This is a genomic window from Skermanella rosea, from assembly GCF_016806835.2.
In the GTDB taxonomy this organism is placed as follows: domain Bacteria; phylum Pseudomonadota; class Alphaproteobacteria; order Azospirillales; family Azospirillaceae; genus Skermanella; species Skermanella rosea.
The window spans coordinates 3,469,217-3,490,482 of record NZ_CP086111.1 but is presented as its reverse complement, the minus strand read 5'-3'; the positions used below and the strand labels follow the sequence as shown (position 1 = coordinate 3,490,482).

Genomic DNA, 21,266 nt, shown 5'->3' with positions numbered 1-21,266 from the left:
AGCTCAGAAATCGACGGCGTTGGCCGGGACGACCCGCAGGTTCAGGCGCTTGGTCCGGACGTTCCCGGCGGGAATCCCGTCGAAGGCTTGGCCGACGCTTTGCAGGGTCGCCTGGGGGATCGGCCTCAGGTCCTCGATCTTCATCGCATCGGGCAGGGACAGGCCGACCTCGCGGGCCGAGGCGAAGCACGCGACAGCCTCGCTGTCGCCGACGCTGTCCAGCCGGATATTGAAAGGCTTCTCGTAGCCGGGCGGGATCTCGATCTGCTGGTTCGCCGTCACGAAGGGGTCGGGCTGGAACCGGTTCGGGAAGACCCGCGCCACGGTTCCGTCGCTGTCCTGATAATAGCAATAGAGGAACGCGTCCGCGGTCGCCTGCACCTTCACCACCAGGGCCTCGCCCTGCTTGAACTGGGGCACCGGGCCGCGGTCGGTGTTGAGGAACAGGTCCAGGCGGCGCTCGCCGTTCGCATCGGTCGGGATCAGCGGAATGCCGGGGCCTCCGGCATTGGCGATGGCGCCGGTGCGTCCGGGCGCGCGGGCGGTCACGCCGGGCTTGCCCAGCATCGAGTAATACAGGTCGAAATCGATCCTGCCCGTGGCGATCAGGTCGTTGTCGGTCTGGTAGCGCGCCGCCGCCTCCTTGGTGTCGATGTCATAGATGCCGGTGATCGGCCCTTCGTAATAGCCGCCGCTGGACAGGATCTGCTGGGCGAAGCGGACCTGCTCGTCGGGCGGGGTGGTATCGAACCATTCGCGGGCCTGCGCCCGGAAGGTCGGGTTGGTCTGGTCCAGCCCCAGGCACTGCCAATAGGGAACCCGGGTCAGCTTGCCCAGCGTCTCGACCACGCTCAGGTCGACCAGCGTCCTGACCGCCTGGTGGAATCCTTCGGACTTGTTGAAGGCCACGTTGAAGGCGAAGCCGGCCTTGTCGATCCGGCCCCCGGCATCGCCGCTGATGCCCGACCGCACCACCGCGATCGAGTTGCTGGCCGACATGCCCGGCAGGATCTGGCGGGTCACCACCTCGCCGACATTGAGGTCGACCGACACGACCGAGACGATCCGGTCGCGCGATGCTCCCAGGTCCAGGAAGGGCAGGGACACGGAACCGCCCTGCAACTCGCTCAGCACGTTCTCGTCCAACTGGGTGATGGCGCCCCGGATGTAATAGCTGGGCACCACGAAGTCGGGCTGGACTCCGATCAGGGCGGACAGGGCCGTGACGTCGCTGTTCGGGTTGGGTTCGAAGTCCACGAAGCGGAACGCGTTGCTGCGCGCCGACATGCGGGAGATCGCGGTGATCAGCATCTCCTTGGTCCCCGCCGCGACCTTGCCGGTGGCGTCGGGGATGCCCGAGGTCATGATGTAGATGTCGCTCTTGCCGTGCTGCCACAGCAGGGTGTCCATGCATTGCAGGCTGCTGGTGAAGCTGCTGATCGTCTTCGTGGTCGGCGTCTTCGGCTCCACCACGACGGGGGCTATCGCCGGGTCCGACATGCATCCCGCGAGCATCAGGCACCCGCCCGCCAGCCACCCGGCGCGCCTGGCCCAGCCACGGCGGGCCGGTCCATGACGGCGAAGGCGGATCTTGGACATGGTGGGACTCCTTTCCTGATCGGTGCTGCCTGAAAACTTGAGGGGTATTAGTCTCTATCTGAAAGACTGGAGAGGGCAATCGCTATTTCGTTTAGCTTTCCACCATCCAGGGAGAAGTGGACAGTCCCGGACCGGCGTGACCATAATGCTTCTCAAATCATGGAAGAGAACAATCCTTGGTGTACCCTGGTCCATGACAGGGCTTAGCCTGAGAGGCATCGCCGATGGCCATGATGGGACTGGAGGAAAAGCTTGCCGTCCTGGCGGAGCATTCCTTGCTGAAGCATGTCGATCCCGGCGAGCTGTCGCAACTGGCCGCCTATGCCACCGTGGCGCAGCACCGGCCGCGGACCATCATCTTCCGTCAGGGCGACCCCGGCTCCAGCATGATGGCCGTGCTGTCGGGCCGGGTGCGGATCTGCAGCTACTCGGCCGAAGGCAAGGAGGTCACGCTGAACATCGTCCGCAAGGGCGAGTACTTCGGCGAGATCGCCCTGCTGGACGGCAAGCTGCGGACCGCCGAGGCGGTCGCGATCGAGGACACCAGCCTGCTGGTGCTGGAGCGTCGGCATTTCCTGCCCTGGCTGGAGAGCCATCCCACCGTCTGCCTGCGTATGTTCAACGTCCTGTGCGACCGGCTTCGCCGGACCAGCACCCAGCTGGAGGACACCCTGTTCCTGGAAGTGCCGATCCGGCTCGCCCGTTGCCTCGTCCGATTGGCGACCGCCTTCGGGGTGGAGGAGCGCGGAGGAGGAACCCGGATCGACGTCAAGCTCTCCCAGCAGCAGTTGGGCACCCTGGTCGGCATCACCCGGGAAAGCACCAACAAGCACCTGAACGAATGGCAGCGCGACGGGTTGATCACGGTCTCGGCGGGATCGATCACGATCCGCGACCTCGATGGCCTGCGCGAGTTGGCCGACTTCTACGACGAGGACGAGGCGGAAGCCTGATCCCCGCCCCGCGGCGATCCTTGCGCCGCGGGGCCGTGGCGTGTCACCGCCGGTCAGCAGTCGCTTTCGGAGTTGATGCCGCCGACCGTCTGGCAGGCGCTGGACAGGAACCCCGTCGAAGCGTTGACCGCGTTGTTGGCGAGGCCGATGACGGTGGCGTTGCCCTTGACGTTCACGTCGCCCTTGACCGAGCCGATGTTTTGGTCCGCCTTCGCCAGGAAGCCGGTGGCGGCGTTGACCGCGTTGTTGGCCAGGCCGATCACGGTGGCGTTGCCGCCGATCTCGACGCCGCCGCGCTGCTGGGCCAGGGCCGGGCTGGCTGCCAGGGAACCGGCGGCGATGGACAGGGCGACGACGGCGGCCAGAGCGGGGACGGTGGTGATGCGGATCATGGACTGGACTCCTTTTCATCGGGTTTGCGGTGGGTTTCGGCTTCAGCGCCGATCGCGTCCTTCGCGATGACACAAACCTACCCAAACCCTTGAGCCGCCGATGTAAACGGGCTTACACCCGGCCTGGAATCACTGTGAAGCGGGCCACGTCCGGCTCATCGTTCAGCCGGAATCGGATGGGCCCGATCACGGCGCCGGCAGTCCGAAGAAATCCCGCAAGCGGTCCAGCAGGTCCCGCCGATGGGGGATCGGTGGTTCCGGCATCGGGCGAAGCGCAGTCGCGCGCTTCTCCGCGTTGTGCTCCGCCCGTTCCGCCATAAGCTCCGAGAGCCTCTCCGCCAGTTCGGCGCGATCATGCAGCAGCGGGCGCAGATGCTCGCCGGCCAGCTCATAGACGACGGCGTCGGTCATGGCCGCCACCGTGGCGCTGCGCGGTTCGCCGGTCAGCAGCGCCATCTCGCCGAAGATGGCTCCCGGCCCCATGCGGTCCAGCTCGACAGTCCGCACGCCCTCCTTGCCGGCGACGGTCCCGCGCACCTCCAGCAGGCCCTCGGTCACCAGAAAGAGAGAGGATCCCCGATCGCCCTGGTTCACCACGACGGCGCCGGCCGTGAACTGCCTGCGCTTCATCCGGCTCGCCAGCCCGTCCAGTTCGCCCGGCGTGAAGGCCTGGAACAGGGGGATCGCGCCCAGCATGCGGCGGCAGACGTCCATGCCTTCCAGGTCGCGGCCGGTGCGGCTCTGCGGGACCAGGCTCCGGCGCGGGGCCGCGACGGACAATCCGGCATCGCGCAGCGCCTTCAGCATGGCGGCGGCGACCGCGTCGCGGCAGGCCACCTCGGCGCCGTGGTCGGGCACGCGGAAGCGCAGCAGGTAACAGACCCCGGCGTCCCCGACGCTCTCCACCACCACATCGGACGGACCGTCGCCCAGCAGGTGATCGACCGACAGCAGGGCGGTCATCAGCACCCGCCGTGCCCGCTTGACCGGCACCGCCGGATCCAGGTGGACCCGCAGCGACGCCCGGTAGGAGGGATCCGGCAGGCTGAGATTGACGAAGCGGCTGCCCGCGATCAGGCCGTTGGGCAGGATGACGGTGGTCCCGTCCGCCGTCAGCAGCCGGGTCGAGCGCCAGTTCACCTCGACCACCTTGCCCGTCGGTCCGGGGCCGCCGGAGGATGTTCCCACCTGGATCCAGTCGCCGATCCGGTAGGGATGCTCGACGTTGATCGCGATGCCGGAGAAAATGTCGGCCAGGATGTTGCGCAACGCGAACCCCAGCACCGCGATGACCACGCCGGAGGTCGCGACCAGCCCGGTGACCGGCAGATGAAGGACGAAGCTGGCGACCGCCAGCCCGGCCAGTCCGAAGAACAGGACGCGCGCCAGGTCGCCGATCAGCCGGGGCGCCGCCGGCGACCGGTCGGCCGCTAACGGCCGCAGCAGCAATCCATCGACCACGCGGGTTCCGAACCAGGCCAGCCCGAACCATCCGGCGGACCCGGCCAGCAGCGTCACGGCATCGTCGAACGCGCCGTCCATGCCCAGCCCGAGCCGCGACCGGACCATCGGCCACAGGAAGCTCAGCGCGAAACCGCACAGGGTGACGACCAGGGGCAGGGTGGGCAGGCGCAGCCGGTGTCCGGACGTCTTCATCGCGTCTCGCAGGATCGATCCCCGGTGGGTTCCAGGGGAGCGGGCAGGGGAGTTTAGGCGCGAAGCGCCCCGGGCGAGAAGCGTATGAAAGCCGGCCGAACGAAAAATGCCCCGCGGCACGGGCCGCGGGGCTGGAGTGGAGCGGAGAGGAGGGAGGGCGGAACCGGGCCGGGGGATCAGCAGTCGCTCTCGGAACTGACCACGCCGACCGACTGGCAGGCGTTGGACAGGAAGCCCGTGGCCGCGTTGACCGCGTTGTTGGCGAGGCCGATGACGGTGGCGTTGCCCTTGATGTTCACGTCGCCCTTGACGGCGCCGATGTTCTGGTCCGCCTTCGCCAGGAAGCCGGTAGCGGCGTTGACCGCGTTGTTGGCCAGGCCGATGACGGTGGCGTTGCCGCCGATCTCGACGCCGCCACGCTGCTGGGCCTGGGCCGGGCCAACGGTTAGGGAGCCGGTGACGATGGACAGGGCGACCAGGGCGGCCAGAGCGGGGGCGTTGGTGATGCGGATCATGACGGTGTCTCCTTCAAGGGCCTGGGTGGATGGGTTCGCGGCGGTTGCCGCTGTCGTCTTCGATGGACAAACCCTATCCGCTCCCCGCCCCGGAGCCTGTAAACCGGCCCACAGGAGTTGGTTTTTCGGTGTGAGGAGGATCACGCCGCCCGTTTATCACAATGAAACGCCGGAGCGGCCTTGCGGCTGCTCCGGCGTCACGATGCCTCCTGGAGATATGGCTTCAGCCCTTGTTGTCCAACCTTTCGCTGGCTTCCCTGGCCTTGTCGGCCGACAGGCGGGACAAGCGCTCGCTGAAACTCAGCAGTTCCTTCAGATTGTCCTGGAGATAACGGTTCTGGATGTCCAAGACGTCGTTCGGGCTGCGCGCCGACGCGAGCTGCTGCATCATTTCCGACTGCCGCTTGGCGGAATGCTTGGCATACTCCGCGCACTCGGCTGCCGCGCTGCGGGCGCCCGAGGTCATGGTCTCGGCGATCCGCTTCATCATCTCGAAATTCTGGCCGGAGCGCTGGATCATCTCCTGGGAAACCTTCGCCGACATTCCCGCCACGTCGGCCATGTTGCCCATCTGGTTGCGAAGCTGGTCGGCCCCTTGGCGAAGCGCGTTCTCGGCCTGCTGGGTCCCCCTGCCGGTCGCGGCAGCTCCGGTGTTGCCCTTGTCGTCCGCCATGTGTTCCTCCCGATGCGGATGGTTGTAGAAACGCCCTCCCGTCTGCCGGAACCGGCCGCGGGCATGGCGACATGGATTCAACACGTGGAAAGACGAAATGTTGTCGGGGGCCGGCGCGGAGTTCCTCAGGTCAGCCCCACCGTCCGGATCGCGACCACCGCGGCCGAGGCGCGGTTCTCCACGCCCAGCTTGGCATAGATCTGTTCCAGGTGCTTGTTCACCGTGCGGGCGCTCATGCCCAGGATCTCGCTTATATCGCGGTTGGACTTGCCGCGGGCGATCCACAGCAGCACCTCCGACTCCCGCGCGGTCAGGCAGAGCCGTTCCTTCAGAAGGGCCTCCTCGGTGCAGCTCCGGTTGTTGACCAACCTCAGCAGGAACTCGTCGGGGCCGGCGCGGCCGACATAGGTGAACTGGATCCGATGCCCCTCGTCGCCGCAGGTCACGGCGACGCCGTCCGCCCGCCCGTCGGCCCCGGAACGATCGCGCTCCGCCAGCCAGTCCCTGACGGCGGAAGGCAGGTGCCCGCCGTCGTCGGCGGCCGCGTCCAGCAGCGGGGCCAGCAGGATGCTCGCCTGCGGGGTGCACCACAGCACCTCGCCGGCCTTGCTGGCGGCGAGCAGGAACCTGCCGGTGGCGTCCAGCGCGCTGCGGGCGCTCTGGGCCAGACGCGCGTTCGCCAAGTGGGCGTGCATCCGCACGATCAGCTCGTCCGGCACGATCGGCTTGGTCACGTAATCGACGCCGCCGGCCTCGAAGCCCGCGACGATGTGCTCGGTTTCGGTCAGGCCGGTCATGAAGATGACCGGCACATGGGCCACGTTCTTCTTGTCCTTCAGCCGCTTGCAGGTCTCGAAGCCGTTCATCCCCGGCATGATCGCATCCATCAGGATCACGTCGGGCGTGATCTCGTCGACCAGCGCCAGCGCCTTGGCTCCCTCCAGCGCCACCAGCACCGTCACCTCGGCCTCTTCCAGCGCGTCGGTCAGCATGCCGAGCGTCTCGGGGGAATCATCGACGACCAGCACGATGTCGCGCGCCTTCAGCCTATCCAGCATGACCATCGAGCGCCTCCAGGGTCCGCATGTAATCGTCGAGCGCCAGGTCATTCACCAGCGACTTCATGTGGCTGACGAACGGCCCGCACTCGGGGCTCCTCACCTCGATCTCGTCGAGCTTGGTCTTGATCCCGCGCACATAGCCGATCCGGCCGAGCTGCCGCAGGTCGTCCAGGTGCCCCCGCTCGGGCACCGTGTCCGGCGGAAAGCCGGCCCGCGCAGGTTCGGCCGGCTCGACCGCGGCGCCGTGGACCCAGTCCAGGCCCAGCACGGCCCGGATCGCGTCGAGCAGCGCCGGGATCGTGATCGGCTTTTCCAGGTAACCGTCATGGGCGGAGCCGCCGTCCTCGTCGGCTCCCGGCTCCGCCTGTCCTTCCGCGGCATTGGCGGAAATCATGATGATCCGGGCATTCACCTCGCCGGACCGACGCAGCAGCCGGGCGGCGTCGTGCCCGTTGATCCCGGGCATGGAGATGTCCATCAGCACCAGGTCGGGCTGGATCTCCCGGGCCGATGTCACGCAGGCCGCGCCGTCCGTGACCGTGAAGACGATGAAGCCCAGCGGTCCCAGGATATCCGTCACCAGTTCCCGGTGGTCGGGATCGTCGTCCGCGACCAGCACCGTCCGGCGCGGCCCGGCATAGCCGGTTATGTTTCGGGCGACGGGCGCCTGCCGGCCCGGCCGCCGAACTTCCGACAGCAGCAGCTTTACCCGGAAGACGCTGCCCTTGCCGGCGGCGCTGCTGACCGAGATCTCGCCGCCCATGATCTCCGTCAGCAGCTTGGTGATGGTCAGCCCCAGCCCCGTGCCGGGCGTCATCCTCGCGCCGGCCTGCTGGCCGCGCTCGAACGGCTCGAAGATGCGGCCCAGGTCGTCGGGCAGGATTCCGATCCCGCTGTCCTCCACCTTGATGTCGGCGACCTGGCTGCGATAGCGGATGCGGAGCGCGATGAAGCCGCCGGGCGTGAACTTGATGGCGTTGGACAGCAGGTTGATCAGGATCTGGCGCAGGCGCTTGGCATCGGTATAGACCACCAGCGGCAGCGTCTCCGGCCGGTCGAATACGAAGTCGATCCCCTTCGCCGTCGCCTGCAGCCTGAACATGTCGACGATCTGGTTCAGGAACTCGACCAGATGGACCTCGTCCCGGTTGAGCCGCAGCCGGCCGGCCTCGATCTTCGAGATGTCGAGAAGCCCTTCGATCAGGCTCGACAGGTGCTCGGAACTGCGCCGGATCACCTTGATGGCGTCGCGCCGGCGCGGCGGGATGGTCTGGTCGGCCTCCAGCAGCTGGGCATAGCCGAAGATGGCGTTCAGCGGCGAGCGCAGCTCGTGGCTCATGCCGACGACGTAACGGCTCTTGGCGAGGTTGGCGGCTTCCGCGACCTCTTTGGCTTTCTGAAGCTCGGCGTCGGTCCGCTCGTGGGCTTCGATCTCCTGCATCAGCAGGTTGGTCTGGCGCGCAGTTTCCTCCTGCGCGACCTTGCGGCTTTCCTGGGCCAGGACGAACAGCCAAGTCGCCACCCCGGTGATGATCATCAGGATGAAGAACAGGTTCCAGAAGATCCCGGCGATGGTTTCGCGATGGGCGTCGTCGTTCAGCACGGCCTGATGATAGATCACCGTCAGGATCAGGCCGATGATCAGCCCGAATAGGGCCAGCAGGCTCAGATAATGGCCCAGGCGGGAGTTCACGCGGTCCACCATCCGCTCCGGCAGGGCCAGCCTCAGCCAGCCCAGCACCTGCTCCGGCATCCGCGACTGCGGCTTGCAGACATCATGGCAGCGGGCGTCCAGCGAGCAGCACAGGGAGCAGATGGCTCCCGAATAGGCCGGGCAGAACGCCATGTCCTCCCGCTCGAAAGCGTGCTCGCAGATCACGCAGCGGATCGTCGGGGTTCCCGGCAACCGGCCCGCCGAGGAGCGCGCGATGTAATAGCGCCCGCCGGTCGCCCAGGCGATCAGCGGGGCCGCGGCGAACGGCACCGCCAGCGCCACGAAGGGAGCCAGCGCCTCCACCGTGGCCCCCAGCAGTCCTGTGAAGGCAAGGGCGGAGGCCAGGACCCCCAGCAGCATCGAGCCGACCCCGACCGGGTTGATGTCGTACAGGTGCGCCCGCTTGAACTCGATGATCGGTGGGCTCAGCTTGAGCGGCTTGTTGATCAGCAGGTCGGCGACGATGGCGCCGACCCACGACACCGCGACGACGGAGTAAAGGCCCAGGATCTGCTCCAGCGCCTTGTAGATCCCAACCGCCATCAGCAGGAAGGCTATCGCGACGTTGAACACCAGCCAGATCACACGGCCCGGATGGCTGTGGGTCAGGCGGGAGAAGAAGTTCGACCAGGCGATGGAGCCGGCGTAGGCGTTGGTGACGTTGATCTTGATCTGCGACACGACCACGAAGATCACCATCACGAACAGCGCCATGTCGGCGCTGGTGAACATGTGGCCGAACGCGACCAGATACATCCGCGTCGGCTCGGCCGCGTGCTCGATGGACATGCCCTGGCCAACCGCCAACACCGCCAGGAACGATCCCGCCGCCAGCTTCACCATTCCCAGCACGATCCAGCCCGGCCCGGCCGACAGCAGGGAGGTCCACCAGGCGACGCGGTTGCCCCGGCGCCTCGCCGGCATGAAGCGCAGGAAATCGACCTGCTCGCCGATCTGGGCGATCAGCGCGAAGATCACGCCGGACGCGGCCCCGAACAGCAGCAGGTCGAACGATCCGTCCGGCGCCCCTTCCAGTCCGGAGTAGCCGGTCCAATCCCTCAGCCCGTCGGACTGGTGAATCGCGATGAAGACGAAGGGCAGCACGTGCAGCACGACCCAGACCGGCTGGGTCCAGAGCTGGAACCGGCTGATGAAGGTGATGCCGTGGGTCACCAGCGGGATGACCACCAGCGAACTGATCAGGTAGCCGGCCGACAGGGGAATGCCGAACCCCATCTCCAGCGCCAGGGCCATGATCGCGGCTTCGATCGCGAAGAAGATGAAGGTGAAGGAGGCGTAGATCAGCGACGTGACGGTCGAGCCGATATAGCCGAACCCGGCACCCCGGGTCAGCAGATCGATGTCCACCCCGTAGCGGGCGGCATGATAACTGATCGGCACCGCCGTGATGAAGATCAGCAGACCCACGGCCAGGATCGCCGCCATCGCGTTGGTGAAGCCGTAGTTCAGCGTCACCGTGCCGCCGATCGCCTCCAGCGCCAGGAAGGATATGGCGCCGAGCGCGGTGTTGGCGACCCGCAGAGCGGACCAGCGGCGGGCGCCCTTGGCGGTGAAGCGCAGCGCGAAATCCTCCAGGGTCTGGTTGGCCACCCACTGATTGTAGGTGCGCCGGACCCTGACGATCTTCTGAAGCGCCGCCATCCGTCCTCGATCCGCCGTCAGATTGAAAAGCCCCCGCAGCGATGGGTATCGGCCACGCTAGCCTGACGCCTGAATACTAGCATATACGTCAATTGCCGTATTGCTGCATCGCGGCATCGACCGGAACCTTTGCGCCTGCCCGACGCCGAAAAGCAAAAGGAGGTTGCATGTCTTCCGATCACACCCCGGCCAGCCCCGAATTGAACGGCCCCCGATCCGCCCTGCGCCGCAGGCTTCTGCTCGGCATGGCCGCGCTGCCCGCGGCGACCCTGCTGCCGGGACCGCTTTCCAGGCCGGCCTACGCCCAGGCCCCGGCCACCTCGGCGGTCAACACGACGGGCCTCGCGGTGACCGACAGTACCGTGCGGGTCGGCATCCTCCACTCCGTCACCGGCACCATGGCGATCAGCGAGACCGGGTCGGTCCAGGCGGAGAAGCTCGCGATCGCCCAGATCAACGAGATGGGCGGCGTGCTCGGCCGCAAGATCGAGTTCATCCAGGAGGACGGCGCAAGCGACTGGCCGAACTTCGCGGAGAAGGCCAAGAAGCTGCTGGTCAACGACAAGGCCGCCGCAGTCTTCGGCTGCTGGACCTCGGCGTCCCGCAAGGCGGTGCTGCCGGTGTTCGAGCAGTACAACGGCATGCTCTACTATCCCACCTTCTACGAGGGGCTGGAGCAGTCCAAGAACGTGATCTACACCGGGCAGGAGGCGACCCAGCAGATCCTCGCCGGCATCGACTGGGTGGTGAAGGAGAAGCAGGCCAAGAGCTTCTACCTGCTGGGCTCCGACTATATCTGGCCGCGCACCTCCAACAAGATCGCCCGCAAGCACATCGAGAAGAACAGCTTGAAAGTGGTCGGCGAGGAGTATTTCCCGCTCGGACATACCCAGTTCAACTCGGTCATCAACAAGATCAAGCTGACCAAGCCGGACGTGATCTACGCGATCATCGTCGGCGGCTCCAACGTCGCCTTCTACAAGCAGCTCAAGGCGGCCGGGATCGACCTGTCCAAGCAGACGCTGGTCACGATCTCGGTCACCGAGGACGAGATCCTCGGCATCGGTGGCGAGAACATCGCCGGGGCCTATGCCTGCATGAAATACTTCCAGTCGCTCGACAACCCCAACAACAAGGCCTTCGTCCAGGCCTTCAAGAAGATGTGGGGCGAGAGCATCGTGATCGGAGACGTGACCCAGGCGGCCTATCTGGGGCCCTGGCTGTGGAAGCTGACGGTGGAGAAGGCGGGCAGCTTCGACGTGGACAAGGTCGCCGCGGCCTCGCCGGGGATCGAGTTCCCGCAGGCGCCCGAAGGCTATGTCCGCGTCCACGAGAACCATCACCTGTGGAGCAAGACCCGCGTCGGCAAGGCCAAGGCCGATGGCCAGTACGAGGTGATCTACGAGACGGCGGACCTGATGGAGCCCGATCCCTTCCCCAAGGGCTACCAGTGACCTGAAGGCGCGTGCGGAGGGGTGCGTCCTCGCCGCCCCCGGTTGCGCGGGACGCGTACCCTCCGACCGTGCTGGAGCACCATTCGTCAGGAGAGCGGTCCATGTTCGAAGGCTACACGCTGGCCGAACTCGGCTCCATTTTCGCCATGCAGGGGTTCGCCGGGCTGATCCTGTTTTCCGTTTTCGTGCTGATGGCCCTCGGGCTCGCGATCATCTTCGGGCAGATGGGCGTCATCAACATGGCGCACGGGGAATTCCTGATCCTGGGAGCCTACATCACCTACTTCACCTCGAATTTCTTCCTCAACTACATCCCGGCCCTGTTCAGCGCCTATTTCTTCGTCGCGATGGCGCTAGCCTTCGTCGGGGCGGGAGCGCTCGGCATGCTGGTGGAGTGGGCGATGATCCGGCACCTCTACCGCAGGCCGCTCGACACGCTGCTGGCGACCTGGGGCCTTAGCCTGATCCTTCAGCAGTTCTACCGCTCCGTCTTCGGCGCCCGCGAGGTCGGCGTGGAACTGCCGGAATGGCTGATCGGCTCGCTGCCCGTGACCGACGTGATCGAGGTGCCGATAAACGGCCTGTTCGTCATGGCGTTGACGCTGATGATCACGATAGCGGTCGGCGTGCTGATGTACCGCTCGCGCTGGGGCAAGCAGGTTCGGGCCGTCATGCAGAACCGGGTCATGGCCGGCGCCGTCGGCATCGATACCGAGAGGGTCGACCGCTACACCTTCGGCATCGGCTGCGGCATCGCCGGGGTCGCCGGCAGCGCGTTCACCATGGTCGGCTCGACCGGGCCGACCTCGGGGCAGCTCTATATCGTCGATACCTTCCTTGTGGTGGTGTTCGGCGGCGCCCAGAGCCTGCTCGGCACCATCGCGTCGGCCTTCGTGATCTCCCAGGCCCAGTCCACCATGGAATTCTTCCTCAGCGGCTCGATGGCGAAGGTGCTGACGCTGCTGACGGTCGTCGGAATTCTCATGCTGCGGCCACAGGGCCTGTTCGTCCTCAAGGTAAGGCGATGAGGGACTATCCATGAGAAGCGGCAATATCTTTCTCAGGCGCAACGAAGTCTTATTCCTCGTCGTTCTGGCGGCTCTGCTGCTGGTCGTCTTCCCCATGGCTCTCGACAGCTTCCGGCTGAACCTAGTCGGCAAGTACCTGACCTACGCCTTCGTGGCGCTGGGGCTGGTGCTGTGCTGGGGCAATGCCGGCATCCTGAGCCTGGGGCAGGGGATCTTCTTCGGCCTCGGCGGCTACTGCATGGCGATGTTCCTGAAGCTCGAATCCTCCAGCCCGGAGGCGACGGCGATCCAGTCCACCCCCGGTATTCCCGATTTCATGGACTGGAACCAGATCACCGAACTGCCCTTCTTCTGGCAGCCGTTCCACAGCCTGACCCTTACCGTCGTCGCGATTCTGGTGGTGCCGACGGCCTTCGCCTGGCTCATCGGCGTCGCGATGTTCAAGCGGCGTGTCGGCGGTGTCTATTTCGCGATCATCACCCAGGCCATTGCCGCGATCCTGACGATCCTGATCATCGGTCAGCAGGGCTATACCGGCGGCATCAACGGCATCACGGACCTGCGCACGCTGAAAGGCTGGGATATCCGCACCGACTTCGCGAAGGAGGTGCTGTACTTCGTCACCGTCGCCTTGCTGCTCGGCTGCCTGCTGGCCGCCCAGTTCGTCCGGCGCTCCAAGTACGGCCGCATCCTGGTGGCGATCCGCGATAAGGAGGACCGGGTCCGCTTCTCCGGCTACGACGTCTCCAACTTCAAGATCTTCATTTTCTGCTTCGCCTCGGTGCTGGCAGCGGTCGGCGGGGCGATGTTCACGCTCCAGGTCGGGTTCATGTCGCCGTCCTTCGTCGGCATCGTGCCCTCGATCGAGATGGTGATCTACTGCGCGGTCGGCGGGCGGCTGTCCCTGTTCGGCGCCGTCTACGGCACGCTGTTCGTCAACTACGCCAAGACGATCTTCTCCGAAAGCTTCCCGGAACTGTGGCTGTTCGCCATGGGCGCCCTGTTCATCGGCGTCGTCATGGCGTTCCCCAACGGCCTTGCCGGGCTCTGGCAGGTCCATGTCCAGCCGCTGTTCGACCGCTGGGCCGCGGCCCGCGCCGGCGCCCGCCCGATCGCCCCGTCTGCCGCCGCCGCTGCCGAGCGGAGGACCTGAACCATGGCGAACGAGACCAGCTTCCTCCTCTCGGTCGAGGGCCTGACCGTGTCGTTCGACGGCTTCAAGGCGGTCGAGAACCTGTCCTTCTATGTCGAGGAGAACGAGATCCGCGTCATCATCGGTCCCAACGGGGCCGGCAAGACCACCGTGCTCGACCTGATCTGCGGCCGGACCCGCGCCACCGGCGGCTCGATCAGGTTCAAGGGCAAGGAGATTTCCCGGCTGCGCGAGGACAGGATCGTGGCCGAGGGGATCGGCCGCAAGTTCCAGAACCCCTCCATCTACGAGGACCTGAGCGTCTTCGAGAACCTGGAGATCTCGTATCCCCGCGGTCATTCCGTGTTCGGCGCATTGGCCTTCAAGCGGGACGCCGCGGTGCGCGATCGCATCGACGAGATCGCGGAGACCATCTTCCTGGCCGACCACCTGGACCAGCGGGCGGAGTATCTCAGCCACGGGCAGAAGCAGTGGCTGGAGATCGGCATGCTCCTGATCCAGGACCCCAAGCTCCTGATGCTCGACGAGCCCGTCGCCGGCATGAGTGTCGCCGAGCGGGTCAAGACGGCGGACCTGCTCAACCGCATCATCAAGGACCGCGCGGTGATCGTCATCGAACACGACATGAAGTTCGTCGAGGACATCGCCCACCGGGTCACTGTCCTGCACCAGGGCAAGGTCCTGTCCGAAGGATCAATGAGCCACGTGAAGAATGATCCCCGCGTCGTCGAAGTCTACCTTGGCCATTAGGGGGAAACGCCGAAAATGCTCAACGTCTCCAGCCTTCATGTCGCCTATGGCCAGAGCGAGGTTCTCCATGGCCTGGACTTCACAATCGCTCCCGGCGAGATCGTCGCGATCATGGGACGTAACGGCATGGGCAAGACCACGCTGATGAAGTCCCTGATGGGGATCGTGCCGACCCGAAGCGGCTCGGTCGCGGTCGGCGGGACCGACATCACCCACCTGAAGAGCCACCAGCGGGTGGCCAAGGGCGTCGGCTTCGTGCCCCAGGGCCGCATGATCTTCTCCACCATGACGGTGCAGGAGAACATCGAGACCGGCCTGACCGTCTCGGGCGAGACCAGGGTCCCGCCCGACATCTACGAACTGTTCCCCGTGCTGCTGGAGATGAGGGGCCGCCGTGGCGGCAACCTGTCCGGCGGCCAGCAGCAGCAGCTCGCCATCGCCCGCGCGCTCGCCAGCCGACCCAAGGTGCTTCTCCTGGACGAGCCGACGGAGGGCATCCAGCCCTCCATCATCCGCGACATGGCCCGGACCCTGAAGCGTATCCGCGACGACCGCGGCCTCAGCATCGTCGTGTCGGAGCAGGTGCTGAGCTTCGCGCTCGACATCGCCGACCGCGTCCTGGTGCTGGAGAACGGCGACATCGTCCAGGACCAGCCCCGGGACGGAATCGACGAGGCGCAGGTCGCCCGGTACCTGTCGGTCTGAACACCGTATTTCCTTTCGCCCTCAAGACAAACAACCCATCGAGAAGGAGCGCTGACATGGCGGAAACGATCATCAAGATCGACCTGGGCTCTTCCCCCTACGACAACGACATGATCCATAACCGCTGGCACCCGGACATCCCGATGGTGGCCACGGTGAAGCCCGGCGACGACTTCATCGTCGAGTGCTTCGACTGGACCGGCGGCCAGATCAAGAACGACGACAGCGCCGCCGACGTGCGCGACGTGGACCTGACCCAGGTCCATTTCCTGTCCGGCCCGATCGGCGTCGAGGGAGCGGAGCCGGGCGACCTGCTGGTGGTGGACTTCCTCGACATCGGCGCCTTTCCGGCCAGCCAGTGGGGCTTCAACGGCTTCTTCTCCAAAAAGAACGGCGGCGGCTTCCTGACCGAGCATTTCCCCGAGGCGCAGAAGTCGATCTGGGACTTCGAGGGCATGTTCACCAAATCGCGCCACGTGCCGGGCGTCCGCTTCCCCGGCCTGATCCATCCCGGATTGATCGGCTGCCTGCCGTCGCGCGACATGCTCCAGACCTGGAACACCCGCGAGAAGGCGCTGTTCGACACCGATCCCGAGCGGGTGCCGGCGCTCGCCACGCTGCCCTACGGCCCGACCGCCCACATGGGCCGCATGAAGGGTGACGACGCGAAGGCGGCGGGTGCCGAGGGCGCGCGGACCGTGCCGCCGCGCGAGCATGGCGGCAATTGCGACATCAAGGACCTGTCGCGCGGCGCCAAGGTGTTCTTCCCGGTCTATGTACCGGGGGCGGGCCTGTCCATGGGCGACCTGCATTTCAGCCAGGGCGACGGCGAGATCACCTTCTGCGGCGCCATCGAGATGGCCGGCTGGATCCACCTGAAGGTCGAGCTGATCAAGGGCGGCATGGCGAAGTTCGGCATCAAGAACCCGATCTTCAAGCCAAGCCCGATCAAGCCGACCTACGACGACTACCTGATCTTCGAGGGGATCTCGGTCGACGAGGGCGGCGTCCAGCACTATCTCGACGTCCACGTGGCTTACCGCCAAGCCTGCCTGAACGCGATCGAGTACTTGACCAAGTTCGGCTTCACCCGCGCCCAGGCTTACGCGATCCTCGGTACCGCGCCGGTCCAGGGCCATATCAGCGGCGTCGTCGACATTCCCAACGCCTGTGCAACGCTGTGGCTGCCGACCGGGGTGTTCGAGTTCGACATCAATCCCGGGTCGGACGGACCGAAGAAGATGCTGGACGGCTCGATCGACGTGCCGCTCGCCCCGGATCTTTGAGGAGCAGCGCCATGCCGGTCTATGACTACATGTGCGAAAGCTGCGGCGCCTTCACGGCGCTGCGGCCCATGGCGCAGTCGGCGGAACCGTGCGGCTGCCCCGACTGCGGGGTGCCGGCGTCCCGGGCCTACCTGTCCTTTCCCAGCATCGGCAACATGGACCCGGCGCGCCGGGCCGCCTTCGAAACCAACGAGCGGAGCGCCCACGCGCCGAAGCTGTCGAAGAAATCCGACCGCTCGGCAGGTCAAGCGGGCGCCCACGGCCCCGGCTGCTCCTGCTGCTCCGGCGGCAAGAGCAGCGCCGTCTACACCCGGGACGGCGCCAAGACGTTCCCGTCAAAACGTCCTTGGATGATCTCGCATTGATTGCGAAGTCGTCGTGAAAAAGGGGAGCTGGGAGGTCGGCTCCCCTCTTTGCGCGAATATGTAGTTACCCAAGACGAGAAATCGGCTTCACCACGATCAATACGGCATCCGGGCTTTAAACAGGAGCGAAAGTCGTAGTCCCTGGAGAACCCCGATAGTACTCACCCGGTCATTGACTTGTCATGCACACCTATGGCCCTCTAGCCAAAACATCGAGACGAAATAGAGAGCACAGGGAGGCGAGCGTGGCTCACAATGGACCAGAGGCCGAGCCCACGGGCACGGCCGCTCCGAGCGGAACGCAGAACACCGGTACCGAAAGCGCCGCCCGGGAGCCCGGCTGGGTCAATCGGCGGACGATTTACCTGCTCGGCGGTGCGACGGCCATCGCCCTGATCCTGGCGGTGACGGGTTGGACCAGGGCCAATACCTACAGCAATCAGGCGGATAACCTGAGGGCGGAAGTTGCCGGCCTTCAGTCACAGCTCAACGACGCCCAGGGCCAGCTCACCACCGCCCGGGGGCAATTGACCACCACCCAGGAACAGCTTGCCACGGTTACCGGCGAGCGCGACCAGCTGAAGCCGCTGACCGCCCAGGTCGCCAGCCTCAACGACGAACTCGCCAATATCCAGGTCGAGCGGTCGATGATGCTGAACGAGCGGAACGGCATCGTCCAGAAGCTGGGCGCCGTCACGTGGGCGCGCGACGTCGGAGAAGCCGACCTTGCTCAGCTGCAGAAGCGGATGGCGACGCTCACCAGCCAGCGCGACGAGCTGTTGCCGCTGGTCGACGAGGTCGCCCGGCTGGAAGACCTGCGCGCCAACTTGCTGGCCGAGCGCAACGAGCTTGTCCAGAGGATCGGCGGCGTCGCTTGGGCGCGGGACGTCGCCCAGGCCAAGGTCGCGGAACTCGGCCAGGACATCGAAAGGATCCAGGCCGAAAAGGACCGCGTCGTCGCCGACATGGCCGCCATGGAAGTTGCGGTCGGCACCCGGGAGGCCCTGGAGGATCAGGTCGCCAGGACCGAGGCCGCCGCGAAGGAGATCGAAGGCCAGCTTGCCAACCTGACGGCCAGGCGCGACCAGCTGAACGAGGAGATCGCCCAGGGCGAACGGCGGATCGCCGATCTCCAGGGGGCGGTATCGCTCGCCAGCCAGAACCTTGCCGCCATCGGCAACGAGGTGGCCCAGCGTTCGGAGGCCCTCAACGCGTTGCGCCAGCAGCAGCAGGAAGCGACACGTCAGGCCGAAGCGGCCAAAGCCGTCTTCCTGGATGCCGAGAAGCAACTCAGCCTCCTGCGCGACCAGATGGTCAACCAGGCGGAGGTGCTGCGCGCGGCCGCCAAGCCCGCCGCCGAAGGGGAGGCCCCGGCGAGCGGGTCGAGCCAGCCGTCCCAGTGATCCTCGTGCCGTCGGGACCGCGGGCCTCACGGTCCGCGGTCCCGACGCATTCGATCCGCGTTAGCCCGAAAGAGCGACCGGCCCACGGCGACCGATTGCACCCTTCTTGACCACAAAGCGGACTCTACGTGTTAACAGGTCCGATATCGTGGAAGGCTAGGGGAGAGATCATTGATCCGGGACCGCCAGAAAACCGACGGTGGACTGCCGATCAGGCTGCTTACGACGCTCCAGGCCGCCGTCCTGTGCCTGCTGATCGATCCGGCGGCGGTTAAGGCCGAGCAGACCGAAACCCACATATGCACCCTGACGGACCAGACCCGGCGAATGGACCGGGTCTTCGAGCCAGGCGGTGCGCCGTGTTCCGTACGCTACTACCGTAATGCCGAGCCGCCGCGGACCTTGTGGGAAGCGCGGGAAACCGGCCAAGTCTGCATCGACGCCATCGCCAAGATGAAGCGGGATTTCGAAGCCCAGGGATATAGCTGTACCGGCGGCACCGAAGGGACGGCGGCCGCCGCTCCCCGAAGCGGTCAAAGCGGTCCGCCGGAGCAGACCGCCCAGGCCGGCGGCCAGAGCGCACCGGTCCAGGACCTGTGCTACGCCGTGAATTATCAGGCCTGTGCGCCCGGCCAGGAGGATTGCCGGACGCAGCCGGCGTCCATCTGCCTCCAGCCTGACAACCGATGGCTCCTGACCGATGGGACTCCTGCCGGTCTCGATCCGGCGTCGCGCTTCCTTCCGGGCGATCCCGGCAAGTGCTATCGCGTCTATCGGAGCGGGGAGGCGCTGCCCCTGTGCACCGAGAAGGCCGGCTCCCCGACCACCGTCTGGTCGCTCCGCTGACTTTCCGCTGACTATAAGGTGAGTTGCCCGCCCGCTGCGCAGGGGCTATCTGACCGGGATGATTCCCCGTCCGCCGGGTTGCTTCTACCCGGCAATGCGCAGAACGGACCACCGCCGTGACCCAAGCCCAGGCCCAGACGCTGGCCGATACCGCCCCGGTCGACGCCGCCCTCGCGCGAAGCCGCCGGCTCCAGGGCATCGGCCTCGCCGTCGCGGCGGTGACCCTGTTCTGCTTCCTGGACACCCTGGCCAAGCTCAGCAGCCGGCATGTGCCGACGGTGGAGGTCGTGTGGTTCCGCTACGCGATCCACTTCGTCCTCGCCATGGTATTCCTGAACCCCTGGCGGTCCCGGTCGGCGTGGCGGACCAACCGGCCGTTCGCCCAGATCGGCCGCGCGGCCCTGCTGACGCTCTGCACGGGCCTGAACTTCATGGCGCTGCGCTACCTGCAACTGGTCGAGACGGTGACGATCCAGTTCCTGGGGCCGCTGTTCATCGCCATCCTGTCCGTCCTGTTCCTGAAGGAGACGGTCGGGCCGAAACGCTGGGCAGCCATCGCGGTCGGTTTCGCCGGGATCCTGGTGGTGACCCGTCCCGGCGTGGCCGAGGTCCATTGGGCCGTGCTGCTGTCGCTGGCGTCCGCCGCCACCAGCGCCGGGTACGTCATCATGACCCGGTCGCTGGCCCAGTCGGAATCCCCGGGCAGCATGCTGCTGGTCATGGCGGCCTTTCCGACGGTCGCCCTGCTGCCCTGGCTCTACGCCGTGTGGGTGCCGCCGCCAGACCTTGCGACCTGGGCGATGCTGGGTGGAGCCGGCTTCTTCGGTGCGGCAGGGCACTTCCTTCTTATCCTCGCCCATCGGCATGTCCCGGCCTCCGTGCTGGCTCCCTTCACCTACGCGCAGATCATCGGCATGGTCACGCTGGGATACCTCGTCTTCGGCCACGTCCCCTCGCCCTGGACCTTCGCCGGCGCCGCGATCATCATCGCTTCCGGCCTGTACCTGCTGGCGCAGGAGCGCAGGGCATGAGATTGAGCTCTAAAAATTGGTCAGGCCACCCGGCCATTTAGCCGGTTGACGGACGAGGCTCTTTGATCGACACTCACCGGCATTCGAACGCCCGCGGGAGCAAGACGGGCCTGCCACTAGGGATGGGGGAAATGCGGATGTCGTCATCGGGCGCCTTCTCACGCTACGCAGTCACGGAAAGCCGGCCGCAATGACGAAGATCGCCCTGTCAGGAGGCAGCGGCTCGATCGGACGCGTGTTGCGTCCGGCATTGCTGGCCCGGGGTTTCGGTCTCCGCTCCGCCGGCGGCTCCCGTCCCCTCGATCCGGTCTCGCCGGAGGAGGAGGTCTGCCACGGCGACCTTCGCGACCCGGCTGTGGTGGACAGGCTGCTCGCCGGCACCGACGTCCTGGTCCACATGGCCGGCACCAGCAACGAGAAACCTCTGCCCGAGATCATCGAGAACAATCTCCGGGCCCTGTACGAGGTCTACGAGGGAGCCCGCCGGCACGGCGTGCGGCGCATCGTCTTCGCCAGCTCCAACCACGCGACGGGCATGCATTCGGTCGACGAGAAGCTGGAAGTCGATTGCGACTACCGGCCCGACGGCTTCTACGGCCTCAGCAAGGTCTGGGGCGAGGCCATGACCCGGATGTACTGGGACAAGCACGGCATCGAGGGGATCAGCCTGCGGATCGGCTCCGCCGAGGAGCGGCCGACCCAGTTCCGCCATCTCAGCACCTGGCTCGGCCACGAGGACATGATCGAACTGATCGTCCGCTGCGTCACGGCGCCCGATGTCGGCTATCTCGCGGTCTGGGGCGTTTCGGCCAATACGCGTTCCTATTGGGACAACGCGGGCGCCGAGCGGCTTGGCTACCATCCGCGCCAGAACGCGGAGGACTACGCCGCCGAGATCCTGCCCAAGCCGAACCCGCTCGACGTGGTCGGCCAGCGATACCAGGGCGGCAGCTTCGCCCCGATGAACTACACGCCGCCGGAGCGACGGCCCCGCCCGCTGTCGTCCGACGACCGCTGACC

General features: G+C 66.3%; 19 protein-coding genes. 12 read left to right on the top strand and 7 right to left on the bottom strand.

The annotated features are described in order from the left end of the window. Positions 1-3: 3 nt before the first annotated feature. Positions 4-1,599, bottom strand: coding sequence for a DUF4384 domain-containing protein (locus JL101_RS16210; protein WP_203097355.1), 1,596 nt, complete (start codon positions 1,597-1,599; stop codon positions 4-6). A gap of 224 nt (positions 1,600-1,823) precedes the next feature. On the opposite strand from JL101_RS16210, the gene JL101_RS16205 reads away from it, so the two are divergent. Further along, positions 1,824-2,552 carry a Crp/Fnr family transcriptional regulator gene (locus JL101_RS16205; protein ID WP_203097354.1) on the top strand — a complete coding sequence of 243 codons (729 nt, stop codon included), beginning with the start codon at positions 1,824-1,826 and terminating at the stop codon, positions 2,550-2,552. Between the two features lie 53 nt (positions 2,553-2,605). On the opposite strand, the gene JL101_RS16200 is transcribed toward JL101_RS16205, so the two are convergent. The 6 genes from JL101_RS16200 to JL101_RS16175 form a co-directional block, all read right to left on the bottom strand. Further along, on the bottom strand, positions 2,606-2,944 hold the full coding sequence (locus JL101_RS16200) for a hypothetical protein (RefSeq protein ID WP_203097353.1): 339 nt from the start codon (positions 2,942-2,944) through the stop codon (positions 2,606-2,608). A 186-nt stretch (positions 2,945-3,130) separates the two neighbouring features. Next, a complete protein-coding gene (locus JL101_RS16195) occupies positions 3,131-4,600 on the bottom strand; it encodes a mechanosensitive ion channel family protein (RefSeq protein WP_203097352.1) in 1,470 nt (489 codons plus the stop codon). Positions 4,601-4,776: 176 nt separating this feature from the next. Next, on the bottom strand, positions 4,777-5,115 hold the full coding sequence (locus tag JL101_RS16190) for a hypothetical protein (RefSeq protein ID WP_203097351.1): 339 nt from the start codon (positions 5,113-5,115) through the stop codon (positions 4,777-4,779). Positions 5,116-5,338: 223 nt separating this feature from the next. Further along, complete coding sequence (locus JL101_RS16185) at positions 5,339-5,788, bottom strand: phasin family protein (protein WP_203097350.1); 450 nt, start codon at positions 5,786-5,788, stop codon at positions 5,339-5,341. Between the two features lie 125 nt (positions 5,789-5,913). Next, positions 5,914-6,852: a response regulator transcription factor gene (locus JL101_RS16180; protein WP_203097349.1), complete on the bottom strand. Its 939-nt coding sequence runs from the start codon at positions 6,850-6,852 to the stop codon at positions 5,914-5,916. After that, complete coding sequence (locus JL101_RS16175) at positions 6,836-10,225, bottom strand: hybrid sensor histidine kinase/response regulator (RefSeq protein ID WP_203097348.1); 3,390 nt, start codon at positions 10,223-10,225, stop codon at positions 6,836-6,838. Before JL101_RS16175 ends, JL101_RS16180 begins: the two co-directional genes overlap by 17 nt. Before the next feature lie 167 nt (positions 10,226-10,392). Here JL101_RS16175 and urtA point away from each other — a divergent pair, with 167 nt between their 5' ends. The 11 genes from urtA (at position 10,393) to JL101_RS16120 (ending at position 21,264) form a co-directional block, all read left to right on the top strand. Continuing rightward, entirely contained in the window at positions 10,393-11,679 is a 1,287-nt protein-coding gene (gene urtA, locus JL101_RS16170) for an urea ABC transporter substrate-binding protein (RefSeq protein ID WP_203097347.1), read from the top strand. A gap of 101 nt (positions 11,680-11,780) precedes the next feature. Beyond that, entirely contained in the window at positions 11,781-12,707 is a 927-nt protein-coding gene (gene urtB, locus JL101_RS16165) for an urea ABC transporter permease subunit UrtB (RefSeq protein WP_203097346.1), read from the top strand. A 10-nt stretch (positions 12,708-12,717) separates the two neighbouring features. Beyond that, complete coding sequence (gene urtC / locus JL101_RS16160) at positions 12,718-13,860, top strand: urea ABC transporter permease subunit UrtC (protein WP_203097345.1); 1,143 nt, start codon at positions 12,718-12,720, stop codon at positions 13,858-13,860. A gap of 3 nt (positions 13,861-13,863) precedes the next feature. Beyond that, the gene (urtD, locus tag JL101_RS16155; protein WP_203097344.1) at positions 13,864-14,610 is read left to right on the top strand and encodes an urea ABC transporter ATP-binding protein UrtD; all 747 of its coding nucleotides are present in this window, start codon (positions 13,864-13,866) and stop codon (positions 14,608-14,610) included. A gap of 15 nt (positions 14,611-14,625) precedes the next feature. Beyond that, the gene (gene urtE, locus JL101_RS16150) at positions 14,626-15,315 is read left to right on the top strand and encodes an urea ABC transporter ATP-binding subunit UrtE (RefSeq protein WP_203097343.1); all 690 of its coding nucleotides are present in this window, start codon (positions 14,626-14,628) and stop codon (positions 15,313-15,315) included. Positions 15,316-15,371: 56 nt separating this feature from the next. Next, positions 15,372-16,601: a formamidase gene (gene fmdA / locus JL101_RS16145; RefSeq protein ID WP_203097342.1), complete on the top strand. Its 1,230-nt coding sequence runs from the start codon at positions 15,372-15,374 to the stop codon at positions 16,599-16,601. A gap of 11 nt (positions 16,602-16,612) precedes the next feature. Next, positions 16,613-16,966 carry an FmdB family zinc ribbon protein gene (locus JL101_RS16140; RefSeq protein WP_203097341.1) on the top strand — a complete coding sequence of 118 codons (354 nt, stop codon included), beginning with the start codon at positions 16,613-16,615 and terminating at the stop codon, positions 16,964-16,966. Positions 16,967-17,211: 245 nt separating this feature from the next. Continuing rightward, on the top strand, positions 17,212-18,369 hold the full coding sequence (locus JL101_RS16135; protein ID WP_203097340.1) for a hypothetical protein: 1,158 nt from the start codon (positions 17,212-17,214) through the stop codon (positions 18,367-18,369). Between the two features lie 171 nt (positions 18,370-18,540). After that, on the top strand, positions 18,541-19,215 hold the full coding sequence (locus JL101_RS16130; protein WP_203097339.1) for a hypothetical protein: 675 nt from the start codon (positions 18,541-18,543) through the stop codon (positions 19,213-19,215). A gap of 116 nt (positions 19,216-19,331) precedes the next feature. After that, positions 19,332-20,246, top strand: coding sequence for a DMT family transporter (locus JL101_RS16125; protein WP_203097338.1), 915 nt, complete (start codon positions 19,332-19,334; stop codon positions 20,244-20,246). A 190-nt stretch (positions 20,247-20,436) separates the two neighbouring features. After that, positions 20,437-21,264 (top strand): NAD-dependent epimerase/dehydratase family protein, encoded by an 828-nt coding sequence (locus JL101_RS16120; RefSeq protein ID WP_203097337.1) that lies wholly within the window; start codon positions 20,437-20,439, stop codon positions 21,262-21,264. Positions 21,265-21,266 lie beyond the last annotated feature (2 nt).

Excerpts from the sequence above, each read along its gene's own strand:
- urtB (WP_203097346.1), top strand. The coding sequence starts at position 11,781 with ATGTTCGAAGGCTACACGCTGGCCGAACTCGGCTCCATTTTCGCCATG.
- JL101_RS16185 (WP_203097350.1), bottom strand. The coding sequence starts at position 5,788 with ATGGCGGACGACAAGGGCAACACCGGAGCTGCCGCGACCGGCAGGGGG.
- JL101_RS16200 (WP_203097353.1), bottom strand. The coding sequence starts at position 2,944 with ATGATCCGCATCACCACCGTCCCCGCTCTGGCCGCCGTCGTCGCCCTG.
- JL101_RS16120 (WP_203097337.1), top strand. The coding sequence starts at position 20,437 with ATGACGAAGATCGCCCTGTCAGGAGGCAGCGGCTCGATCGGACGCGTG.
- JL101_RS16195 (WP_203097352.1), bottom strand. The coding sequence starts at position 4,600 with ATGAAGACGTCCGGACACCGGCTGCGCCTGCCCACCCTGCCCCTGGTC.
- JL101_RS16190 (WP_203097351.1), bottom strand. The coding sequence starts at position 5,115 with ATGATCCGCATCACCAACGCCCCCGCTCTGGCCGCCCTGGTCGCCCTG.
- JL101_RS16180 (WP_203097349.1), bottom strand. The coding sequence starts at position 6,852 with ATGGTCATGCTGGATAGGCTGAAGGCGCGCGACATCGTGCTGGTCGTC.
- urtC (WP_203097345.1), top strand. The coding sequence starts at position 12,718 with ATGAGAAGCGGCAATATCTTTCTCAGGCGCAACGAAGTCTTATTCCTC.
- JL101_RS16175 (WP_203097348.1), bottom strand. The coding sequence starts at position 10,225 with ATGGCGGCGCTTCAGAAGATCGTCAGGGTCCGGCGCACCTACAATCAG.
- urtE (WP_203097343.1), top strand. The coding sequence starts at position 14,626 with ATGCTCAACGTCTCCAGCCTTCATGTCGCCTATGGCCAGAGCGAGGTT.
- fmdA (WP_203097342.1), top strand. The coding sequence starts at position 15,372 with ATGGCGGAAACGATCATCAAGATCGACCTGGGCTCTTCCCCCTACGAC.
- JL101_RS16140 (WP_203097341.1), top strand. The coding sequence starts at position 16,613 with ATGCCGGTCTATGACTACATGTGCGAAAGCTGCGGCGCCTTCACGGCG.
- urtA (WP_203097347.1), top strand. The coding sequence starts at position 10,393 with ATGTCTTCCGATCACACCCCGGCCAGCCCCGAATTGAACGGCCCCCGA.
- urtD (WP_203097344.1), top strand. The coding sequence starts at position 13,864 with ATGGCGAACGAGACCAGCTTCCTCCTCTCGGTCGAGGGCCTGACCGTG.
- JL101_RS16205 (WP_203097354.1), top strand. The coding sequence starts at position 1,824 with ATGGCCATGATGGGACTGGAGGAAAAGCTTGCCGTCCTGGCGGAGCAT.
- JL101_RS16210 (WP_203097355.1), bottom strand. The coding sequence starts at position 1,599 with ATGTCCAAGATCCGCCTTCGCCGTCATGGACCGGCCCGCCGTGGCTGG.